This is a genomic window from Citrobacter sp. RHBSTW-00524, assembly GCF_013747755.1.
Classification (GTDB): domain Bacteria; phylum Pseudomonadota; class Gammaproteobacteria; order Enterobacterales; family Enterobacteriaceae; genus Citrobacter; species Citrobacter braakii.
The window spans coordinates 5223122-5244204 of record NZ_CP056421.1 but is presented as its reverse complement, the minus strand read 5'-3'; the positions used below and the strand labels follow the sequence as shown (position 1 = coordinate 5244204).

Below are 21083 nucleotides of genomic sequence, written 5' to 3'. Positions count from 1 at the left end.
ATATCGCGTAATGTATTCTATTTCAGCTTACTTTTTGAGCAGCAAAGCCTGCCTGGATGTCGCGTAAATGTTACTCTGGTAATTATCACGGACCATTAATCACGGAGCGAAAAATGGCGACACATTTTGCCAGAGGGATTCTTACGGAGGGACACCTGGTTTCAGCTCGCCTCCCTTCTCCATGTCATATCGAAGCAAGAGATCTCCCCGCTCATCGCCGAACACGTTTCCTGGCTTCCCGCAGTTTACTCGCTGAACTGATGTTTATGCTTTACGGCACCAGTACGCTGCCCGAGATTGTTACTCAGGCCAAAGGTAAGCCCATTTTTCGCGATAAGAACCTGCCGGGATTTTCGATTTCTTATGCCGGGAATATCGTTGGCGTTGCGCTAACAACTGAAGGAACGTGCGGGCTGGATATGGAACTGCAGCGAGCTACCCGCAGCTTTCACCATCCGCATTCAACGGAAACATGGCGCTTCTCCAGCAACGAAAATCTGTGGATCAATAACCAAAACGACCCCAACGAAGCACGCGCGCAGCTCATTACGTTGCGCCAGAGCGTACTCAAACTCACCGGTGATGTAAGCAATGATGATCCGCACGAACTCCAGCTTTTACCCGGCGCAGGACGTCTGAAATGTGCCCATGTTGCGCAGGTTGAAGCCATTTGCGATGCGGAAGATGTTCTGGTGTGGTCGGTTGCAGTTACGCCAACCATTGAAAAACTCAAGGTTTGGGAGTTTGATGGTAAACAGGACTGGAAAAGTTTGCCTGATATCCAGACCCGCGCCAATGAGCCTACGGGTCGTCTGATCCGGTTCTCTCAATTATGCGCAGCGAAGAGCCATACGCTTTGATTTAACCTTTATGATGAAACAGGAGTCACCATGTCAGAAACATTGAATGTTGTTACGTTACTGGGAAGTCTACGCAAAGGTTCGTTTAATGGAATGGTTGCCCGTACGCTGCCCAAGATTGCTCCAGCAGGAATGGAAGTCAACGCGTTGCCATCAATTGGTGATATCCCACTGTACGATGCCGACCTCCAGCAGGAAGAAGGTTTTCCGGCAAGCGTAGAAGCGCTGGCAGAGCAAATCAGGAAGGCTGACGGTGTCGTCATCGTGACACCGGAATATAACTATTCCGTGCCTGGCGGACTGAAGAACGCCATCGACTGGCTGTCCCGCCTGCCGGATCAGCCATTATCGGGTAAGCCGGTGCTGATCCAGACCAGCTCCATGGGCGCCATTGGCGGCGCGCGCTGCCAGTATCATCTGCGTCAGATCCTGGTGTTCCTCGACGCCATGGTAATGAATAAGCCGGAATTTATGGGCGGCGTGATTCAGAACAAAGTGGACCCGCAGACAGGTGAAGTGATCGACCAAAGTACGCTGGACCATCTAACCGGCCAGCTGACCGCATTTGGCGACTACATCCAGCGTGTGAAAGCCTAAAAGAAAAAGCCCGCTGGCTGCAATGCCTGGCGGGCCGCATCCGGTTATCAAATTTGCCTGATGGCGCTGCGCTTATCAGGTCTACACGCCTCGCGCAGCACCGTCTCAGCAGCAATTAATGCGCGTCGATAAACACAATCTTCAACACAAACAGCAGTGCGACAACGATGACGCACGGGCTGAGATCGCGGAAACGTCCGGTACCGATTTTCATCACACAGTAGGAAATAAAGCCCAGCGCGATACCTTCGGTAATCGAGAAACTAAACGGCATCATCACGGCGGTAATAAACGCCGGAACGGCTTCAGTCAGGTCATCCCACTTCACGCGTGACAGGCTTGATGTCATCAGGACGCCAACGTAAATCAGCGCACCAGCGGCCGCATATCCCGGTACCATTCCCGCCAGCGGCGACAGGAAGATAACCAGCAGGAACAACAGGCCAACAACTACCGCGGTCAGGCCAGTACGTCCACCGACAGAAACCCCGGAAGAAGACTCGATATACGCGGTAACGGAAGAAGTACCGATAAACGCACCAGCAACCGATGACACGCTATCCACATACAGCGCCTGCTTCATACGCGGAAACTTACCCTTCGCATCCGCCAGACCGGCTTTATCCGTGACGCCAATTAGCGTACCGGAGGAGTCGAACAGGTTGACCAGCATGAACGAGAAAATTACGCCCGCAAGACCAATGTTAAACGAACCAGCCAGATCAACATGCCCGATAACGGACATTACGCTCGGCGGCGCGGATACGATCCCGTTGTAATGGACATCGCCCAGCATCCAACCCAGCAGCGTGGTCACAATGATAGAGATCAGTACCGCCGCATGGATGTTACGTGAAGCCAGAATCGCGATGATAAAGAAACCCAGAATACCGAGCAGTACGCTGTGGGACGTCAGGTTGCCAATAGACACCAGGGTGTCTTGGTTGGCGACGATAACACCAGCGTTTTTCAGCCCCATCATGCCGATGAACAGACCAATACCGCTGGTGATCCCCACGCGCAAGCTAACCGGGATGTTGGCAATCATCCAGTAACGTACGCGGAAAATCGTCAGTAGCAGCAGACCTACCGCGCCCCAGAAGATTGCGCCCATACCGATCTGCCATGACAGGCCCATCGCGCCAACGACCACGAAGGCGAAGAACGCATTCAGACCCATAGCAGGCGCAAGTGCGACCGGCAGGTTGGCAAACAGGCCCATCAGGATGCTACCAAATGCAGCAATCAGGCAGGTGGTCACAAAGACGGCGCTGGTATCCATGCCAGCCACGCCAAGAATTTGCGGGTTAACAAAAACGATATACACCATCGTCAGGAAGGTGGTTAAACCGGCGATCACTTCGGTCCGTGCCGTCGTGCCATGTTCGCGCAGTTTGAACACGCGTTCCAGCATCCCCTGGCCAGAAGCCTGGGTTGTGTGTTGTTGACTCATTATCAATTTCCGAACAAGGAGGGAAAATTCGTCGCTATCCTATACCAAAATGCGACAATAGGGTTGGGTTATGAGCAACTTTTTTCATTGATTTTGCTTATACGGCAACGATTGCGTCGCCCAATAATGCATTACGAAAACGTTAAACTTGTTAAAACGGAAATGACATGTCCCAGATAGAAGCCGTATTTTTTGACTGTGACGGTACCCTTGTCGACAGTGAAGTGATTTGTTCTCGCGCGTATGTCAGCATGTTCCAGGCGTTCGGCATTACGCTCGATCTTGAAGAAACTTTTAAACGCTTCAAGGGGGTAAAGCTGTACGAGATCATCGACATTATCAACGAAGAGCACGGTGTCGAACTGGCAAAAGCCGAATTAGAACCGGTTTACCGCGCAGAGGTCGCACGTCTGTTCGATACGGAACTGGAGGTGATTGCCGGAGCCAATGCGCTGCTGGACAGCATGACCGTCCCTATGTGCGTGGTATCTAACGGTCCGGTCAGCAAAATGCAGCACTCGCTGGGTAAGCTGGGTATGTTGCACCATTTCCCTGATTTACTGTTCAGCGGCTACGATATTCAACGCTGGAAACCCGATCCGGCCCTGATGTTCCATGCGGCGAAAGCGATGGACGTTAACGTTGAGAACTGCATTCTGGTTGATGACTCCAGCGCAGGTGCGCAGGCGGGGATTGCTGCAGGGATGGAAGTGTTTTACTTCTGCGCCGATCCGCATAACAAACCAATCGATCATCCAAAAGTGACGACGTTTACCGATCTGGCGCAGTTGCCAGCGTTATGGAAGGCGCGGGGTTGGAATATTACGCGATAACTGAAAGGCCGGATGGCGCTAACGCTGATCCGGCCTGCATGTCTCGTAGAGCGGGTAAGCGTTAGCGCCACCCGCCACAAATATCACTCTTTCGGATCTTTGCCCGCCAGCAGCTTATCCAGCTCATCACCGCCCACGTGACGGAAGTCTTGTCCCTTCACGAAGTAGAAGATGTATTCGCAGATATTCTGGCAACGGTCACCGATACGCTCGATGGAGCGCGCGCAGAACAGCGCGGTCAGCACGCTTGGAATGGTACGCGGATCTTCCATCATGTAGGTCATCAGCTGACGCACGATACCTTCATACTCCTGGTCGACTTTCTTATCTTCGCGATAAATACGTACCGCTTCGTCAAGATCCATACGCGCAAACGCATCCAGCACGTCATGCAGCATTTGTACGGTGTGGCGACCCAGTGATTCCAGGCTTACCAGCAGCGGCTGATGCTGTTGAGAAAATTTCTCCAGCGCGGTGCGGCAAATTTTATCCGCAACGTCGCCAATACGTTCCAGCTCAGCGATCGTTTTGATAATCGCCATCACCAGACGCAAGTCACTGGCGGTCGGCTGACGCTTGGCAATGATACGCACGCAGGCCTCGTCGATCGCCACTTCCATCATATTGACGTTCTTATCGCCCTCAATGACGCGCTTCGCCAGCTCACTGTCCTGATTGTGCATGGCGGTAATCGCATCAGAAAGCTGCTGCTCGACCATGCCGCCCATGGTCATCACCTGGGTACGGATGCTTTCCAGCTCTGCATTGAACTGGCCGGAAATGTGTTTATTAAGGTTAAGATTATCCACAACAAGCTCCTGAATCAGCCGTAACGACCGGTGATGTAGTCTTCAGTTTGTTTCTTCGCGGGCTTGGTGAACAGATCGTCCGTGTTACTGAACTCAATCAACTCGCCCAGGTACATAAATGCCGTGTGATCGGAACAACGCGCAGCCTGCTGCATGTTGTGGGTAACGATAACGACGGTGTAATCCTCTTTCAACTCAGTGATCAGCTCTTCGATACGCCCGGTAGAAATAGGGTCGAGCGCTGAACACGGCTCATCAAGCAGAAGCACTTCCGGGCGAATGGCGATCCCACGCGCAATACACAGACGCTGCTGCTGACCACCGGAGAGAGAGTACCCGCTCTGGTGTAATTTATCTTTGGTTTCGTTCCACAGCGCGGCCTTGGTCAATGCCCACTGCACACGCTCGTCCATATCCGCACGAGAGAGTTTCTCAAACAGACGCACGCCAAAAGCGATGTTGTCGTAGATGGACATCGGGAACGGCGTCGGCTTCTGGAATACCATGCCCACTTTGGCACGCAGCAGAGCGATATCCTGAGTGTTGGTGAGAATATTGTCGCCATCCAGCAGGATTTCGCCTTCCGCACGCTGTTCCGGGTACAGTTCAAACATTTTATTGAACGTACGCAGCAACGTCGATTTACCACAGCCTGACGGCCCGATAAACGCCGTTACCTGGTTTTTGGCAATATCCAGGTTGATGTTCTTCAGGGCATGGAACTTGCCATAGTAGAAGTTCAAATCACGAACCTGAATCTTACCCGGGGCAGTATCAACCATACTCATTTCTATCTTTTCCTCATCATGCCTGATGGCGCGCAGCTTTCAGGCCTACAAATGTCTTCAATCGTAGGCCGGATAAGGCGTTTACGCCGCCATCCGGCACTTCGTCTTAACCGTGTTTCTTCTTCGCGAAAATGACGCGCGCCAGAATGTTCAGCAGCAGTACGCACAGGGTAATAATCAGTACCCCGGCCCAGGCCAGTTGCTGCCACTCAGCAAACGGGCTCATCGCAAACTTAAAGATAGTGACCGGCAGGTTGGCGATAGGCTGCATCATGTCAGTGCTCCAGAACTGATTGGAGAGCGACGTAAACAGCAGCGGAGCCGTTTCACCTGCGATACGTGCAATAGCCAGTAAAACGCCTGTAATGATGCCTGAGACAGAGGCCTTCAGGGTGATCGCAGAAATCATCTTCCATTTCGGCGTACCCAGCGCATAGGCGGCTTCACGCAGGCTATCCGGTACCAGCTTGAGCATGTTCTCCGTGGTACGAATAACAATGGGCACCTGCAGCAGCGCCAGCGCGATAACGCCCGCCCAGCCGGAGAAGTGCTCCATTTTTGCTACCACGATGGTGTAAACGAACAGACCGACCACGATTGATGGCGCAGAAAGCAGGATGTCGTTGATAAAGCGGATCACCTCAGCCAGCCAGGACTTACGTCCGTACTCTGCCAGGTAGATGCCCGCCATAATACCAAGCGGTGTACCAAACACGGTCGCCCACAGAATTAACAGTCCGCTACCGGCCAGGGCATTCGCCAGACCACCACCAGCCGTATTCGGCGGAGGTGTCATTTCGGTGAACAGCGCCAGTGACATACCGTCAATACCGCGGGTGATCGTGGACATCAGGATCCAGATAAGCCAGAACAGACCGAATGCCATGGTCGCCATAGAGAGCGTCAGCGCGATGCGGTTCTTCAGACGACGACGCGCCTGCATTTTACGGCGGGATTCCGCAAGCGCAGCGGTGTTTTGCATTTCAAGCGTAGCCATTAGCGTGCCCCCTCGTTCTTCGCAAGGCGCATGATCATGAACTTAGACGCCGCCAGCACGATGAAGGTAATCACAAACAGAATCAGGCCCAGTTCCATCAACGCGGCAACGTGCAGTCCTGATTCCGCTTCGGCAAATTCATTCGCCAGCGCAGAAGTAATACTGTTGCCCGGCATGTACAGCGAGGCACTATCGAGCTGGTAGGTGTTACCGATGATGAACGTCACCGCCATGGTTTCACCCAGCGCGCGGCCCAGACCGAGCATCACGCCGCCGATCACGCCGTTTTTGGTGAACGGCAGGACGATGCGCCAGATAACTTCCCAGGTAGTACAACCGATGCCGTAGGCTGACTCTTTCATCAGCACCGGCGTTTGTTCGAACACATCGCGCATAACCGCCGCAATGTACGGGATGATCATGATGGCGAGGATCACGCCAGCGGCCAGAATACCGATACCAAATGCCGGACCCGCAAACAGCGCGCCAACAAACGGAATGTTGGAAAGGATGTTCCCGACCGGCTCCTGGAAGTAAGTCGCAAACAGCGGGGCAAAGATAAACAGGCCCCACATGCCGTACACGATACTCGGAATTGCCGCCAGCAATTCAATAGCGATACCCAGCGGGCGACGCAGCCAGCCAGGAGCAAGTTCAGTCAGGAATAAGGCTATGCCAAAACTCACCGGAACGGCGATCAGCAGTGCGATAAGCGAGGTGACCAGCGTACCGTAAATCGGTACTAATGCACCGTAGATATCGTTTGGCGCATCCCATTCTTTAGTCCACAGAAAGGAGAAGCCAAATTTCTGAATGCTTGGCCAGGAGGAGATAACCAGAGAGACAATAATGCCACCCAACATCAATAGCACAATCAGCGCAGCCAGTTTTACCAGCGCGCTGAATATCATGTCACCTTTTTTACCCGGTGGGTTCAAAGCAGGCTTGGTTGCAGCCATAAATCACTCTTTAAGTTTGGGCCAGGAAGCACGCATTTTATCGTGCTTCCCGGCTAACGTAATGCCATACCCTAAATAATTCGAGTTGCAGCAAGGCGGCAAGCTTGTGAATACCCAGTCACATAGATTCACTATGTGACTGGGGTGAACAAGCACAGCCAACACAACTGCGGCTCGAAGTATGACGGGTATTTAGTACAGCGCTTTACCGTTGCTGTCCTTCACGTTGGTCTTCCATGCAGCACGAATCTGCTCAACCACGCTGTCCGGCAGGCTGGCGTAATCCAGGTCATTAGCCTGTTTGCCGCCATTTTTGTACGCCCAATCGAAGAACTTCAGCACTTCAGCGCCCTGCTCAGGTTTCTTCTGCTCTTTATGCACCAGGATGAAGGTGGTGGAAGTGATCGGCCACGCATCGTCACCTTTCTGGTTAGTCAGATCCTGAGCGAAGGTTTTGCTCCAGTCAGCGCCTTTTGCAGCGTTGGCAAAGTTTTCTTCGGTCGGACTTACCGGTTTGCCATCAGCAGAGACCAGCTTGGTGTACGCCAGGTTGTTCTGCTTAGCGTAAGCGTACTCAACGTAGCCGATAGAACCCGGCAGACGCTGTACGAACGCAGCGATACCGTCGTTACCTTTACCGCCCAGACCGGTCGGCCAGTTAACTGTAGAGCCGGAACCAATTTTAGATTTCCACTCTTCGTTCACTTTCGCCAGGTAGCTGGTGAAAACGAAGGAAGTACCGGAACCGTCAGCACGACGCACAACGGCGATATTCTGAGAAGGCAGCTTCAGACCCGGGTTCAGTTTGGTGATGGCTTCATCATCCCACTTCTTAATTTTACCGAGGTAGATGTCGCCCAGCGTTTTACCGTCCAGCACCAGTTCGCCGGATTTCAGGCCAGGGATGTTCACCGCCAGCACCACACCACCGATAACAGTCGGGAACTGGAACAGGCCTTCTTGCGCCAGTTTCTCGTCAGACAACGGTGCGTCAGAGGCGCCGAAATCAACGGTATTGGCCGTAATTTGTTTTACACCACCGGAGGAGCCGATACCCTGGTAGTTTACTTTGCTACCGGTCTCTTTCTGATAGGTATCTGCCCATTTGGCATACACTGGCGCAGGGAAGGTTGCACCTGCACCTGTCAGGCTCGCTGCTGCAAACGCAGAAAACGCGCTCATGGATAAGGTCGCGGCGACAACAGTTGCGACAGTGGTACGCATAACTTTCATAATGTCTCCTGCACGGTTTTCGTAAATCGTTGTTTGAGTTGCTACTGTGAGCAAAATAGGACAAACAGGTGACAGTTAAATGTACGAAATATGACAGTTTTATGACAATGAAAAACTCGGGAAGTTTTTTATCTAAAAATACATTTAAAACAGAATGTTAATCACCATCATGACAATAACATTTCGCTGAAATTTTCTTTTTATGGCACTGAAAACAGTAGTTGAAGATGACGGTTTGTCACATAAAGCAGGCGGGATAATTGATTAAAAACAGAACAAGCTAAAAAAATGCCCCGCTTGCAGCAGGGCATTTTCAGTTCAGTTAAGTGCGGATTACTCTACGGTAACCGACTTTGCCAGGTTACGCGGCTGGTCCACGTCGGTGCCTTTAATCAGCGCCACGTGATACGCCAGCAGTTGCAACGGAACGGTGTAGAAGATCGGTGCAATCACCTCTTCCACATGCGGCATCTCAATGATGTGCATGTTTTCGCTGCTGGTAAAGCCAGCATCCTGGTCCGCAAAGACATACAACTGACCGCCACGAGCGCGAACTTCTTCAATGTTGGATTTCAGTTTTTCCAACAGTTCGTTGTTCGGCGCAACTACGATAACCGGCATATCGGCATCAATCAGCGCCAGCGGACCGTGTTTCAGTTCGCCTGCAGCATATGCTTCAGCGTGAATATAAGAGATCTCTTTCAGCTTCAGCGCGCCTTCCAGCGCAATCGGGTACTGATCGCCACGCCCCAGGAACAGCGCATGGTGTTTGTCTGAGAAACCTTCCGCCAGAGCGGCAATGCGTTTGTCCTGAGACAGCATCTGCTCAATACGGCTCGGCAGTGCCTGCAGACCGTGAACGATCTCCTGCTCAATAGACGCATCCAGGCCTTTCAGACGAGACAGTTTCGCCACCAGCATCAGCAGAACGGTCAGTTGGGTAGTAAATGCTTTCGTGGAGGCCACACCGATTTCGGTACCGGCATTGGTCATCATCGCCAGGTCGGATTCGCGCACCAGAGAAGATCCCGGTACGTTACAAATAGCCAGCGAGCCCAGATAGCCCAGCTCTTTAGATAAGCGCAGACCCGCCAGGGTATCCGCCGTTTCACCGGACTGGGAAAGGGTAATCATCAGACTGTTACGACGCACGGCGGATTTGCGATAGCGGAACTCGGAAGCGATTTCGACATCACAAGGAATACTAGCCAGCGATTCAAACCAGTAGCGGGACACCATACCGGAGTTGTAGGACGTACCGCAGGCGATAATCTGGATATGCTCAACCTGAGACAGCAACTCGTTGGCACGTGAACCCAGCTCGCTTAAATCCACTTCACCGTGACTAATGCGCCCGGTCAGCGTATTTTTAATTGCGTTCGGCTGTTCGTAGATCTCTTTCTGCATGTAGTGGCGATAAATACCTTTTTCGCCCGCGTCATACTGCAGATTCGATTCGATATCCTGACGCTTCACTTGTGCGCCAGACTTGTCGAAAATAGAGACAGAACGACGGGTCACTTCTGCGATGTCACCTTCTTCCAGGAAGATAAAGCGACGGGTTACCGGCAGCAACGCCAGCTGATCGGAAGCGATAAAGTTTTCCCCCATCCCCAGACCAATCACCAGCGGGCTACCTGAACGGGCCGCCAGCAGAGTTTCCGGGTTACGGGTATCCATGATCACCGTGCCATAGGCACCGCGCAACTGTGGAATAGTACGCAGTACGGCTTCACGCAGCGTACCACCCTGTTCCAGTTCCCAATGCACCAGGTGAGCAATCACTTCGGTGTCGGTTTCAGAAACAAAGGTGTAACCACGGGTTTTCAGTAGTTCACGCAGAGGTTCATGGTTTTCAATGATGCCGTTATGCACAACAACAATGTGTTCAGAAACATGGGGATGCGCGTTCACTTCTGAAGGTTCACCGTGTGTCGCCCAACGGGTATGAGCGATACCTGTACCACCATGCAGCGGATGTTCTTCCGCAGCAGCAGTCAGCATCTGCACTTTACCCAGACGACGCAGACGGGTCATGTTGCCTTCAGCATCGACAACGGCCAGACCAGCAGAGTCATAACCACGATATTCCAGACGACGTAAACCTTCGAGAAGGATTTCAGCTACATCACGCTGCGCGATAGCGCCAACAATTCCACACATATTTTTTGATTCCGAATTTAGGCATTTGCCTGTCGTTGTCGCTGACCTGTATTTGCCCTTTCCGGGCGCCCCGAGCCTTGTAGAGAGTGGGGTTATTTTTATGGTACTGCTTGTTGAGCGGAGGATTATGTTATCCCCTCATCTCTTGTCTGCCTGATGGCGCTTACGCTTATCAGGCCTACAGAACGTCACCGCACGTAGGCCGCCATCCGGCAAAAATCACTTACTTCTTCTTCACCGGACGCTGCCAGCCCTGTTTATGGACCTGAGGTACACGGCTTAATACCAGTTCGTTATCGGCGACATTACGCGTTACGGTAGTGCCAGCAGCGATGGTGGCACCTTTACCCACGGTGACAGGCGCCACCAACTGAGTATCAGAACCCACAAACACATCATCACCAATAATGGTTTTAAACTTATTGGCACCATCGTAGTTGCAGGTAATCGTACCCGCGCCGATATTCACATTATCGCCAATTTCCGCATCGCCCAGATAGGTCAGATGACCAGCTTTAGAACCTTTACCCAGACGCGCTTTTTTCATTTCGACGAAGTTACCCACGTGCGCGCCTTCCTGCAGCTCAGCACCCGGGCGCAGACGCGCGAATGGACCGATGGTGCAAGCGGCTTCCATATGGGCATCTTCCACCACACTGTATGGGCTAAGCTCACAACCTTCACCAATCACGCTGTTTTTGATGATACAGCCAGCACCAATCTTGACGCGATCCCCAACGGTTACGTTACCTTCAATGATAACGTTAGTATCAATTTCAACATCGCGCCCGTGAATAAGCGTACCGCGAAGATCAAAACGTGCAGGATCGCGCAGCATCACGCCCGCCAGCAGCAGTTTCTCTGCTTGCTCGGACTGATAAACACGCTCCAGACGGGATAACTGAAGACGGTTATTCACCCCTTCCGTTTCGCTAATACGTGCTGGATGTACCGCAGCAATTTCGCGTCCTTCCTGATACGCCATCGCAATGATATCGGTGATGTAGTATTCACCCTGCGCATTATTATTGGTGAGTTTGGACAGCCAGCGCTTCATATCAGCGCCATTGGCAATCAGAATACCGGTGTTGATTTCCTGGATTTGGCGCTGCTCGTCAGTTGCATCTTTATGCTCGACGATACCGGTGACGTTACCGTTCTCACGCGTAATACGCCCATAGCCGGATGGATCATCCAGTTTTACCGTTAACAGGCCGATGCCGCCCTGCGGTTTAGCATCACGCAGGCTACGTAAGGTATCGGTAGAGATCAGCGGCACATCGCCATAGAGCATTAAAATGTCTTCGTCATCACCAAAGAATGGCGCTGCCTGCTGCATTGCATGGCCGGTCCCCAACTGCTCTGCCTGCAGAATCCAGTTTAGATTGCCATCTTTCAGCGTCTGCTTAAGCAAATCACCACCGTGCCCGTAGACCAGATGTACGTGAGTCGCACCTAATTCATTAGCGGCATCAATGACATGCTGAACCATCGGCTTTCCTGCGAGGGTATGCAGCACTTTAGGGAGATCGGAATACATACGCGTGCCTTTGCCTGCGGCAAGGATCACGACGCTCATAGCATTATTCAACATACACGTCCTGACTGTAATTTGAGAACGAATTTATACCGTTTCACATTGAAAATACTACATTTTTTTCATCGTGAAATGGACCGAAGATAAAACGTTCAATCGGGGAAATTTCCCCTCTGATAACTCTCTATTTTCGTCTATTTCGGCGTCTTTTGTCTCCCAAAAACCAGGAGGCTGCTCTTATTAAAGCCTAGGTTAATGTTTTTGCTATTTTTTTACTGCATGAATAAAGAGTTACAAAAGAAAAGTATAATTTTATTAATGTGATTCAGCGAGAAGCAGAAAAAACAGACAGGGAAAATAGAGTTTTAAAAGGGAAGAGGACAAACGATAAAGCGGAGGAGTGGGATTTAATAACAGCTGGCGCGTGCTGATAACCGTATAAAGCATCGCGCCACAGAGCAGGTCGGGAAGACTAAACTTCCATGCTGCTGAAAAGGGCGATGATTTTATTAATCAGTTTCATGTTGGTATCCTGTTTTTATCTGAGTTAATTATGTGACACACATCACACAAAAAAGAGTCTACGCCTCATTTTTTAACCGATCAATATTTTTGTGACACAAATCACAAAATAATAAAACAGCTTTTTAGTTCCACTTTCACTGAAACAAAACCATAAAAAAAAGCCAGCCTGGCAACCAGACTGGCTTTTGTGCTTTTCAAGCCGGTGTTACATCGCTTTTTTGGTCAACTCGATAACGCGCAGTTTCGCGATCGCTTTGGCCAGTTCCGCAGATGCCTGAGCGTAATCCACGTCACCATGAGAGCTCTTAATGTGCTCTTCAGCCTTACGCTTCGCTTCCAGGGCTCTCGCTTCATCGAGATCCTGTCCGCGAATCGCGGTATCAGCCAGAACGGTCACGCTGCCAGGCTGCACTTCGAGAATGCCGCCAGACAGATAGATAAACTCTTCATGACCGAACTGTTTAACGATGCGGATCATACCAGGCTTAATGGCGGTGAGCAGCGGTGCGTGACCCGGGAAAATACCCAGTTCACCTTCACTACCCGTTACCTGGATTTTTTCGACCAGACCAGAGAACATTTGCTGCTCTGCGCTGACGACGTCCAGGTGGTAAGTCATTGCCATATCACCCTCCGATTAAGGCGTTAAAGTTTTTTGGCTTTTTCCACGGCTTCGTCGATAGAACCAACCATGTAGAACGCCTGCTCTGGCAGGTGATCGTATTCGCCTTCCATGATGCCTTTAAAGCCACGGATGGTGTCTTTCAGGGATACGTATTTACCTGGAGAACCGGTGAATACTTCCGCAACGAAGAACGGCTGGGACAGGAAGCGCTGAATTTTACGTGCGCGTGCTACCACCAGCTTGTCTTCTTCAGACAGTTCATCCATACCCAGGATGGCGATGATGTCTTTCAGTTCCTGATAACGCTGCAGCAGAGACTGTACGCCACGCGCGGTGTCGTAGTGTTCCTGACCAACAACCAGCGGATCCAGCTGACGGCTGGTGGAGTCCAGCGGGTCAACTGCCGGGTAGATACCCAGAGAGGCGATCTGACGGCTCAGTACCACGGTTGCATCTAAGTGAGCAAAGGTGGTTGCTGGGGATGGGTCAGTCAAGTCATCCGCAGGTACGTATACCGCCTGAACGGAGGTGATAGAACCGGTTTTGGTAGAGGTGATACGTTCCTGAAGAACACCCATCTCTTCCGCCAGGGTCGGCTGGTAGCCTACCGCTGATGGCATACGACCCAGCAGTGCGGATACTTCTGTACCGGCCAGGGTGTAACGATAGATGTTATCAACGAACAGCAGAACGTCACGACCTTCGTCACGGAACTTCTCTGCCATGGTCAGACCGGTCAGAGCAACGCGCAGACGGTTTCCCGGCGGCTCGTTCATCTGGCCATATACCAAGGATACTTTGTCCAGAACGTTGGAGTCAGTCATTTCGTGGTAGAAGTCGTTACCCTCACGAGTACGTTCACCCACGCCCGCAAACACGGAGTAACCGGAGTGTTCGATCGCGATGTTACGGATCAGCTCCATCATGTTTACGGTTTTACCTACACCCGCACCACCGAACAGACCAACTTTACCGCCCTTAGCGAACGGACACATCAGGTCGATAACTTTGATGCCGGTTTCCAGCAGTTCCTGAGAGCTGGACAGCTCTTCATAGGAAGGTGCCGCGCGGTGGATAGCCCAACGCTCTTCTTCACCGATATCGCCTTTCATGTCGATCGGGTGACCCAGGACGTTCATGATACGACCCAGAGTTGCTTTACCTACCGGGACTTCGATCGGGTGCTCGAGATCTTTGACTTCCAGACCACGACGCAGACCGTCGGAAGAACCCATGGCGATGGTACGTACGATACCGCCGCCGAGCTGCTGCTGAACTTCCAGCACCAGGCTCTCTTTACCATTCATAACCTCAAGAGCATCGTACACGCGCGGTACGGCATCCTGAGGGAATTCGACGTCAACCACGGCGCCGATTACCTGGACAATTTTTCCAGTAGCCATCTTGAATCCTCTACGAATTAACCTGGTTATACCGCGGATGCACCACCGACGATTTCGGTGAGTTCCTGAGTAATGCTGGCCTGACGAGCTTTGTTGTATACCAACTGCAGCTCTTTAATCAGGCTGCCGCCATTGTCGGTCGCGGCTTTCATCGCCACCATACGTGCGGCCTGCTCGCTGGCCAGGTTTTCTACCACGCCCTGATAAACCTGAGACTCGACATAACGACGCAGCAGGGTATCCAGCAGCGCTTTCGGGTCTGGCTCATACAGGTAATCCCAAGATTTACGCTTCAATTCATCATCATCTGATGCCGGCAGAGGCAGCAGTTGGGTGATGGTTGGCGTCTGAGACATGGTGTTAATAAATTTGTTGCTGACAACGTACAGTCTGTCCAGACGACCTTCATCGTAGGCCTGCAGCATCACTTTAACCGGACCGATCAGTTCGGACAGGGAAGGGTTATCCCCCATACCGGTTACCTGAGCAATCACATTACCGCCAACGGAGTTAAAGAAAGACACGCCCTTAGAGCCGATCATTGCGATATCGCACTGAACGCCTTTATCGGACCATGCTTTCATATCCGCCAGCAGCTTTTTGAACAGGTTAATGTTCAAGCCACCGCACAGACCACGGTCGGTCGACACCACCAGGTAGCCCACGCGCTTAACGTCGCGTTCTTCCAGGTAAGGGTGCTTATATTCCAGATTACCATTCGCAAGGTGACCAATCACTTTGCGCATGGTCTCTGCATAAGGACGGCTGGCCGCCATGCGATCCTGCGATTTACGCATTTTGGAAGCGGCGACCATCTCCATCGCTTTAGTGATCTTCTGCGTGTTCTGGACGCTTGCGATCTTACTACGTATCTCTTTTGCGCCGGCCATGAGCTTCTCCTCAATGCCTTGCGGTCCGCCCTAAAGCAGACCGCCAGACGTTACCAGGACTGGGTTGCCTTGAAGGAATCGAGGATAGCTTTCAGCTTGCCTTCGATTTCATCGTTATAGCCACCGGACTGGTTGATCTCTTGCATCAGCGGAGCGTGGTCACGGTCAACGTAAGCCAGCAGAGCGGCTTCGAAGCTACCGATTTTCGCCAGCTCCACATCTTCGAGGTAACCGCGTTCAGCCGCAAACAGCACCACACCCTGCTGTGCTACAGACATTGGGGCATACTGTTTCTGCTTCAGCAGTTCAGTTACTTTCTGACCGTGGCTCAGCTGCTTACGAGTAGCTTCATCCAGGTCGGAAGCGAACTGAGAAAACGCTGCCAGTTCACGATACTGCGCCAGTGCGGTACGAATACCACCGGACAGTTTCTTGATGATCTTGGTCTGCGCTGCACCACCTACACGAGATACGGAGATACCCGGGTTAACTGCCGGACGAATACCGGAGTTGAACAGGTTGGTTTCCAGGAAGATCTGACCATCTGTAATGGAAATTACGTTGGTCGGAACGAACGCAGAAACGTCACCCGCCTGGGTTTCGATAATCGGCAGAGCGGTCAGGGAGCCGGTTTTACCTTTAACTTCACCATTGGTGAACTTCTCAACGTATTCCGCGTTTACGCGGGATGCGCGCTCCAGCAGACGGGAGTGGAGGTAAAATACGTCGCCCGGGAATGCTTCACGTCCTGGTGGACGACGGAGCAGCAGGGAAACCTGACGGTAAGCAACAGCCTGTTTAGACAGGTCATCGTAAACGATCAGCGCGTCTTCACCGCGGTCACGGAAGTATTCGCCCATTGCGCAACCGGCATATGGCGCCAGGTATTGCAGAGCAGCAGATTCAGACGCGGTCGCCACAACAACGATGGTGTTGGACAGTGCGCCGTGTTCTTCCAGTTTACGAACCACGTTAGAAATGGTGGACGCTTTCTGGCCGATAGCCACGTACACACATTTGATACCGGAATCACGCTGGTTGATGATGGCGTCGATTGCCATCGCGGTTTTACCTGTCTGACGGTCACCGATGATCAGCTCACGCTGGCCACGACCGATTGGGATCATGGCATCAACAGATTTATAACCTGTCTGTACTGGCTGGTCGACGGACTGACGTTCGATTACGCCTGGTGCGATAACTTCGATTGGTGAGAAGCCATCGTTATCAACCGGACCTTTACCGTCAATTGGGGAACCCAGAGTGTTCACCACACGACCCAGCAGGCCACGGCCAACCGGAACTTCCAGAATACGACCCGTACACTTAACCTTCATGCCTTCGGCGAGGTCAGCGTATGGACCCATCACAACGGCACCTACGGAGTCGCGCTCCAGGTTCAGTGCGATAGCGTAACGGTTACCCGGCAGGGAAATCATCTCACCCTGCATACAATCGGCCAGGCCGTGAATGCGGATAACACCGTCACTTACAGAAACAATAGTACCTTCGTTGTGAGCTTCGCTCACAACATTGAACTGAGCAATGCGCTGCTTGATCAGTTCGCTGATTTCGGTGGAATTCAGTTGCATGCTCCAGTCCCCTTAAGACTGCAAGACGTCTGCAAGGCGCTCAAGACGGCCGCGTACGCTGCCATCAATGACCATATCACCCGCTCGGATGATTACGCCTGCCATTACAGACTTATCGATTTTGCAATTCAGCTTAACTTTGCGTGACAGACGTTTTTCCATCGCTGCACTAATCTTCGTAAGCTGTTCATCACTCAGTGCATTGGCAGAAGTGACTTCTACCTCAGAGATAGCCTCACTGGCTGCACGCAGATGAATAAACTGCTCAAGAACATCCGGGAGCGCATTCAGACGGTTATTTTCAGCCATTACCCTAATCAGGTTTTGGCCGCTTTCGTCCAGCTGCTCACCGCACACGGCGATAAACGACTCAGCGAGCGTTTCCGGCGCCAGCGCGCCAGAGAGAAGCTCTGCCATTTGTTCGTTTTTCGTCACCTCAGCGGCAAACGTCAGCATATCCTGCCAACGGTCAACGCTTTGGTGCTCAACGGCAAAGTCAAAAGCTGCTTTGGCGTAGGGGCGAGCTACCGTAATAAATTCAGACATCAGCCCCTCCCTCCTTACAGTTCAGCGACAAGTTTGTCCACGATGTCGCTATTAGCAGCTTCATCCACGGAACGTTCGATGATCTTCTCGGCGCCAGCAACAGCCAGGATAGCAACTTGCTTACGCAGCTCTTCGCGAGCACGTTTACGCTCGGCGTCAATTTCCGCCTGCGCCTGTGCCACGATTTTAGTACGTTCCTGCTCTGCTTCAGTTTTAGCTTCGTCCAGGATCTGAGCACGGCGTTTGTTCGCCTGCTCGATGATTACCTGAGCTTCCGCCTTCGCTTTTTTCAGCTGGTCGGTCGCGCTGGCCTTTGCAAGGTCAAGATCCTTATGTGCTCGTTCTGCAGAAGCAAGGCCGTCAGCAATTTCTTTTTGACGTTTTTCGATGGCAGCCATTAAAGGCGGCCATACGTACTTCATGCAGAACAGAACGAACAGGACAAACGCGATGGCCTGGCCGAGGATTGTTGCGTTAAGATTCACAGCACAATGCCTCTATCTAGTTAACGTTCTGATATTGCTCTTAATTCAAGCAACGCTTACTACGCGACAGCAAACATCACGTACAGACCCAGACCTACAGCGATCATTGGGATTGCATCCACCAGACCCATAACGATAAAGAACTGAGTACGCAGCAGAGGAATCAGATCCGGTTGACGCGCTGCGCCTTCCAGGAATTTACCCCCGAGGATGCCGATACCGATCGCAGCACCGATTGCCGCCAGACCCATCATCACAGCGGCAGCAATGTACAGCAGATCCATATTCAGGTTTTCCATGACAGTCTCCAGTTTGTTTCAGTTAAAACGTAGTAGTGTTGGTAAATTAATGCTCTTCAGATGCCATCGACAGATAGACAATCGTCAGAACCATAAATATGAAGGCTTGCAGCGTGATGATCAGTATGTGGAAAATGGCCCATGGCACATTCAGGATCCACTGTGACCACCACGGCAACAGACCAGCAATCAGAATGAAAATCAGCTCACCGGCATACATGTTGCCGAACAGTCGCAGACCAAGAGAAATTGGTTTGGACAGCAGGCTTACCCCTTCAAGGATTAAGTTGACAGGGATGAACGCCCAGTGATTGAACGGCTGCAGCGTCAACTCTTTCGCGAAGCCGCCGATGCCTTTCATTTTGATGCTGTAGAACAGAATGAGGATAAATACGCCCAGAGCCATCGACAGGGTGATGTTCACGTCAGCAGACGGAACCACACGCAGAGCCGGCAGGCCAAAGATATGCTCACCGATGTACGGCAGCAGGTCGATAGGCAGTAAATCCATCAAGTTCATCAGGAATACCCAGACGAAAATCGTCAGGGCCAGCGGAGCAATCAGCTTGCTTTTGCCATGGTACATGTCTTTCACGCTACCATGCACAAAGCCGATTACCAGCTCAATCGCGGTCTGAAATTTACCTGGTACGCCGCTGGTCGCCTTTTTAGCTACGCTACGGAACATAAGCAGGAACAACAGACCCAGAACCACCGAGAAGAAAATGGAGTCAATATTGAGCGTCCAGAAGGTGGCTGGGGGGTTGTGCGGATCCACCAGCGAGAATGTACGTAGGTCCAACTGAAGGTTATTCAGATGGTGTCCTATGTAATCCTGCGGCGTCATATTTTCTGAAGCCATGATGCCTTTACCCTTTGTTGTTAATTACAGCCGGCGCCAGTATCTGAACCACCAGCACCAAAACCCACGTAACGATCAGCGGCATGAATACCGCTTTCAAAACAGCCAACGCCACCACCAGCAAAACCAGCATAGCTAACACCTTGAAGGCTTCGCCGAAGGCGAACGTCCAGGCTACTCGGCCTTTAGCTGGTGTATGCGCCTGGTGACGCCAGGCAAATATCATAAACAACACATTAGGCAGTAACACTGCCAATCCACCGCACAATGCGGAGATGCCCCAGAAAGGGTCTTTGAGGCTAAACAGCAATCCACTTGCTATTACCGCCAGAAACTGTGTGAGCAAAAGCTTACGAGCAACGTTTCGACTCAAGAGCGACATAGACATCACGTTTTTACTCCTGCTCCCTTCGAGGTATGCCGCGTGTCGTATAAAACGTTCTTTATGGCTTAGAGTCAAGCATCAAAAAGCGGTCAAATTATACGGTGCGCCTTCGTGATTTCAAACAATAAGTAGCTAAAAAGTGAATAAATGTTTAAATATTTTTCGCTACCCCACATTTATCACTTTTAAGCAAACTGTGAACGATCATGCAAAACTGCAAATGCCGCGTAAATACTGGCGGCAAAGCGTGCACCAGATCACATATTGAACATATTCACCTTCGCATAATTTATTTACGTGGCAAATGATGCCTTTTCATCTTTTTGATATTTAAGCGTAAAAATAGCCACTATTTCAAAAACAACAGCTAACAACAAAAAAACCACACATTGACATTTATAATAAAAAATTAACACAACGGGTGGTTCTTACGTTCTATTTTTAGCAGACTGATATTTTCACAGCTGACTTGTTTCGCTTTTAACAAAAAACGGTACGTTATAGTTATGATGCAAAACCGTAAGGCGCTAGTGAATTGTAACGACATTTAACCACACTATTCCCTATGACTTTTAACACCTGAATAGCCGTTTTTTTTCTATTTTTTTTGATAAAAATTAAATTTTGTTTGGCTTAATAACCACCAGATGACGTTCACCATCCAGTTGCGGAACGCGTAATTTTTCGACCAACTCGACGCTGAATTCTGCAGGCAACGAAGCAATTTCGTCTTCTGGCAACTGCCCTTTTAGCGCATAAAAACGCCCATCCAGGCCAGGCAAATGATGGCACCAACTCACCATATCAGTAAGTGACGCGAACGCACGGCTAATGACCCCATCGAACGGCGGCTCTGAAGGGAATTCTTCAACGCGACTTTGCACAGGAGTGATGTTAGTAAGCGCAAGCTCATGCTGCACCTGACGCAAGAAACGGACGCGTTTTCCCAGACTATCCAGCAGTGTGAAATGCGCTTCTGGGCGCACGATAGAGAGAGGAATACCCGGCAGGCCCGGTCCCGTACCCACGTCAATAAAACGCTCCCCCTTCAGATACGGCGCGACGACAATACTGTCCAGAATATGGCGCACCAGCATTTCGTTGGGATCCCGTACCGACGTCAAGTTGTACGCTTTGTTCCATTTGTGCAGCATATCGACATACGCAATCAGCTGATTTTTCTGGTGATCGGTAAGAGAAATACCAGCATCAGCCAGCAGACGAGAGAGTTTGTTGAGCACG

The 21083-nt window shown here is 51.3% G+C and carries 21 protein-coding genes; 3 read left to right on the top strand and 18 right to left on the bottom strand.

What is annotated here, in order from left to right:
• Positions 1-113: 113 nt before the first annotated feature.
• Together HV229_RS25095 and HV229_RS25090 are read left to right on the top strand one after the other, a co-directional pair.
• Positions 114-860, top strand: coding sequence for a 4'-phosphopantetheinyl transferase superfamily protein (locus HV229_RS25095; RefSeq protein WP_016155074.1), 747 nt, complete (start codon positions 114-116; stop codon positions 858-860).
• Between the two features lie 30 nt (positions 861-890).
• Positions 891-1457 (top strand): NADPH-dependent FMN reductase, encoded by a 567-nt coding sequence (locus HV229_RS25090; protein WP_003827046.1) that lies wholly within the window; start codon positions 891-893, stop codon positions 1455-1457.
• Positions 1458-1572: 115 nt separating this feature from the next.
• Here HV229_RS25090 and adeP read toward each other — a convergent pair whose 3' ends face one another.
• The gene (gene adeP, locus HV229_RS25085; RefSeq protein WP_016155075.1) at positions 1573-2910 is read right to left on the bottom strand and encodes an adenine permease AdeP; all 1338 of its coding nucleotides are present in this window, start codon (positions 2908-2910) and stop codon (positions 1573-1575) included.
• Between the two features lie 167 nt (positions 2911-3077).
• On the opposite strand from adeP, the gene yieH reads away from it, so the two are divergent.
• Positions 3078-3743, top strand: coding sequence for a 6-phosphogluconate phosphatase (gene yieH / locus HV229_RS25080; RefSeq protein ID WP_047358455.1), 666 nt, complete (start codon positions 3078-3080; stop codon positions 3741-3743).
• Positions 3744-3826: 83 nt separating this feature from the next.
• On the opposite strand, the gene phoU is transcribed toward yieH, so the two are convergent.
• From phoU to rsmG, 17 genes are all read right to left on the bottom strand, one after another.
• Complete coding sequence (gene phoU, locus HV229_RS25075) at positions 3827-4552, bottom strand: phosphate signaling complex protein PhoU (RefSeq protein WP_003023824.1); 726 nt, start codon at positions 4550-4552, stop codon at positions 3827-3829.
• A 14-nt stretch (positions 4553-4566) separates the two neighbouring features.
• A complete protein-coding gene (gene pstB / locus HV229_RS25070; protein WP_003023821.1) occupies positions 4567-5340 on the bottom strand; it encodes a phosphate ABC transporter ATP-binding protein PstB in 774 nt (257 codons plus the stop codon).
• Positions 5341-5446: 106 nt separating this feature from the next.
• The gene (gene pstA / locus HV229_RS25065) at positions 5447-6337 is read right to left on the bottom strand and encodes a phosphate ABC transporter permease PstA (RefSeq protein ID WP_016155077.1); all 891 of its coding nucleotides are present in this window, start codon (positions 6335-6337) and stop codon (positions 5447-5449) included.
• Positions 6337-7296 carry a phosphate ABC transporter permease PstC gene (pstC, locus tag HV229_RS25060; protein ID WP_016155078.1) on the bottom strand — a complete coding sequence of 320 codons (960 nt, stop codon included), beginning with the start codon at positions 7294-7296 and terminating at the stop codon, positions 6337-6339. Before pstC ends, pstA begins: the two co-directional genes overlap by 1 nt.
• Positions 7297-7488: 192 nt before the next feature.
• Positions 7489-8529: a phosphate ABC transporter substrate-binding protein PstS gene (gene pstS / locus HV229_RS25055; RefSeq protein ID WP_016157820.1), complete on the bottom strand. Its 1041-nt coding sequence runs from the start codon at positions 8527-8529 to the stop codon at positions 7489-7491.
• A 333-nt stretch (positions 8530-8862) separates the two neighbouring features.
• A complete protein-coding gene (gene glmS, locus HV229_RS25050) occupies positions 8863-10692 on the bottom strand; it encodes a glutamine--fructose-6-phosphate transaminase (isomerizing) (RefSeq protein ID WP_181546618.1) in 1830 nt (609 codons plus the stop codon).
• Between the two features lie 223 nt (positions 10693-10915).
• Entirely contained in the window at positions 10916-12286 is a 1371-nt protein-coding gene (glmU, locus tag HV229_RS25045; RefSeq protein WP_181546616.1) for a bifunctional UDP-N-acetylglucosamine diphosphorylase/glucosamine-1-phosphate N-acetyltransferase GlmU, read from the bottom strand.
• A 673-nt stretch (positions 12287-12959) separates the two neighbouring features.
• Entirely contained in the window at positions 12960-13379 is a 420-nt protein-coding gene (locus HV229_RS25040) for a F0F1 ATP synthase subunit epsilon (RefSeq protein WP_003023809.1), read from the bottom strand.
• A gap of 20 nt (positions 13380-13399) precedes the next feature.
• Positions 13400-14782 carry a F0F1 ATP synthase subunit beta gene (gene atpD, locus HV229_RS25035; RefSeq protein ID WP_003023806.1) on the bottom strand — a complete coding sequence of 461 codons (1383 nt, stop codon included), beginning with the start codon at positions 14780-14782 and terminating at the stop codon, positions 13400-13402.
• A gap of 26 nt (positions 14783-14808) precedes the next feature.
• Positions 14809-15672, bottom strand: coding sequence for a F0F1 ATP synthase subunit gamma (gene atpG, locus HV229_RS25030; protein WP_016155083.1), 864 nt, complete (start codon positions 15670-15672; stop codon positions 14809-14811).
• A 50-nt stretch (positions 15673-15722) separates the two neighbouring features.
• Positions 15723-17264 (bottom strand): F0F1 ATP synthase subunit alpha, encoded by a 1542-nt coding sequence (gene atpA, locus HV229_RS25025; RefSeq protein ID WP_003023802.1) that lies wholly within the window; start codon positions 17262-17264, stop codon positions 15723-15725.
• A gap of 12 nt (positions 17265-17276) precedes the next feature.
• Positions 17277-17810, bottom strand: a complete 534-nt coding sequence (atpH, locus tag HV229_RS25020; RefSeq protein ID WP_006687767.1) for a F0F1 ATP synthase subunit delta — start codon at positions 17808-17810, stop codon at positions 17277-17279.
• 14 nt (positions 17811-17824) lie between these two features.
• Entirely contained in the window at positions 17825-18295 is a 471-nt protein-coding gene (gene atpF, locus HV229_RS25015) for a F0F1 ATP synthase subunit B (RefSeq protein ID WP_003827022.1), read from the bottom strand.
• Positions 18296-18354: 59 nt separating this feature from the next.
• Positions 18355-18594 carry a F0F1 ATP synthase subunit C gene (gene atpE, locus HV229_RS25010; RefSeq protein WP_003023794.1) on the bottom strand — a complete coding sequence of 80 codons (240 nt, stop codon included), beginning with the start codon at positions 18592-18594 and terminating at the stop codon, positions 18355-18357.
• Positions 18595-18640: 46 nt separating this feature from the next.
• The gene (atpB, locus tag HV229_RS25005) at positions 18641-19456 is read right to left on the bottom strand and encodes a F0F1 ATP synthase subunit A (protein WP_003023792.1); all 816 of its coding nucleotides are present in this window, start codon (positions 19454-19456) and stop codon (positions 18641-18643) included.
• A gap of 7 nt (positions 19457-19463) precedes the next feature.
• Positions 19464-19844, bottom strand: a complete 381-nt coding sequence (gene atpI / locus HV229_RS25000; protein WP_003023790.1) for a F0F1 ATP synthase subunit I — start codon at positions 19842-19844, stop codon at positions 19464-19466.
• A 614-nt stretch (positions 19845-20458) separates the two neighbouring features.
• A complete protein-coding gene (gene rsmG / locus HV229_RS24995; RefSeq protein ID WP_169330480.1) occupies positions 20459-21082 on the bottom strand; it encodes a 16S rRNA (guanine(527)-N(7))-methyltransferase RsmG in 624 nt (207 codons plus the stop codon).
• Position 21083: the final 1 nt, after the last annotated feature.

Excerpts from the sequence above, each read along its gene's own strand:
- HV229_RS25095 (WP_016155074.1), top strand. The coding sequence starts at position 114 with ATGGCGACACATTTTGCCAGAGGGATTCTTACGGAGGGACACCTGGTT.
- HV229_RS25090 (WP_003827046.1), top strand. The coding sequence starts at position 891 with ATGTCAGAAACATTGAATGTTGTTACGTTACTGGGAAGTCTACGCAAA.
- adeP (WP_016155075.1), bottom strand. The coding sequence starts at position 2,910 with ATGAGTCAACAACACACAACCCAGGCTTCTGGCCAGGGGATGCTGGAA.
- yieH (WP_047358455.1), top strand. The coding sequence starts at position 3,078 with ATGTCCCAGATAGAAGCCGTATTTTTTGACTGTGACGGTACCCTTGTC.
- pstB (WP_003023821.1), bottom strand. The coding sequence starts at position 5,340 with ATGAGTATGGTTGATACTGCCCCGGGTAAGATTCAGGTTCGTGATTTG.
- pstA (WP_016155077.1), bottom strand. The coding sequence starts at position 6,337 with ATGGCTACGCTTGAAATGCAAAACACCGCTGCGCTTGCGGAATCCCGC.
- pstC (WP_016155078.1), bottom strand. The coding sequence starts at position 7,296 with ATGGCTGCAACCAAGCCTGCTTTGAACCCACCGGGTAAAAAAGGTGAC.
- pstS (WP_016157820.1), bottom strand. The coding sequence starts at position 8,529 with ATGAAAGTTATGCGTACCACTGTCGCAACTGTTGTCGCCGCGACCTTA.
- glmS (WP_181546618.1), bottom strand. The coding sequence starts at position 10,692 with ATGTGTGGAATTGTTGGCGCTATCGCGCAGCGTGATGTAGCTGAAATC.
- glmU (WP_181546616.1), bottom strand. The coding sequence starts at position 12,286 with ATGTTGAATAATGCTATGAGCGTCGTGATCCTTGCCGCAGGCAAAGGC.
- HV229_RS25040 (WP_003023809.1), bottom strand. The coding sequence starts at position 13,379 with ATGGCAATGACTTACCACCTGGACGTCGTCAGCGCAGAGCAGCAAATG.
- atpD (WP_003023806.1), bottom strand. The coding sequence starts at position 14,782 with ATGGCTACTGGAAAAATTGTCCAGGTAATCGGCGCCGTGGTTGACGTC.
- atpG (WP_016155083.1), bottom strand. The coding sequence starts at position 15,672 with ATGGCCGGCGCAAAAGAGATACGTAGTAAGATCGCAAGCGTCCAGAAC.
- atpA (WP_003023802.1), bottom strand. The coding sequence starts at position 17,264 with ATGCAACTGAATTCCACCGAAATCAGCGAACTGATCAAGCAGCGCATT.
- atpH (WP_006687767.1), bottom strand. The coding sequence starts at position 17,810 with ATGTCTGAATTTATTACGGTAGCTCGCCCCTACGCCAAAGCAGCTTTT.
- atpE (WP_003023794.1), bottom strand. The coding sequence starts at position 18,594 with ATGGAAAACCTGAATATGGATCTGCTGTACATTGCTGCCGCTGTGATG.
- atpB (WP_003023792.1), bottom strand. The coding sequence starts at position 19,456 with ATGGCTTCAGAAAATATGACGCCGCAGGATTACATAGGACACCATCTG.
- atpI (WP_003023790.1), bottom strand. The coding sequence starts at position 19,844 with ATGTCTATGTCGCTCTTGAGTCGAAACGTTGCTCGTAAGCTTTTGCTC.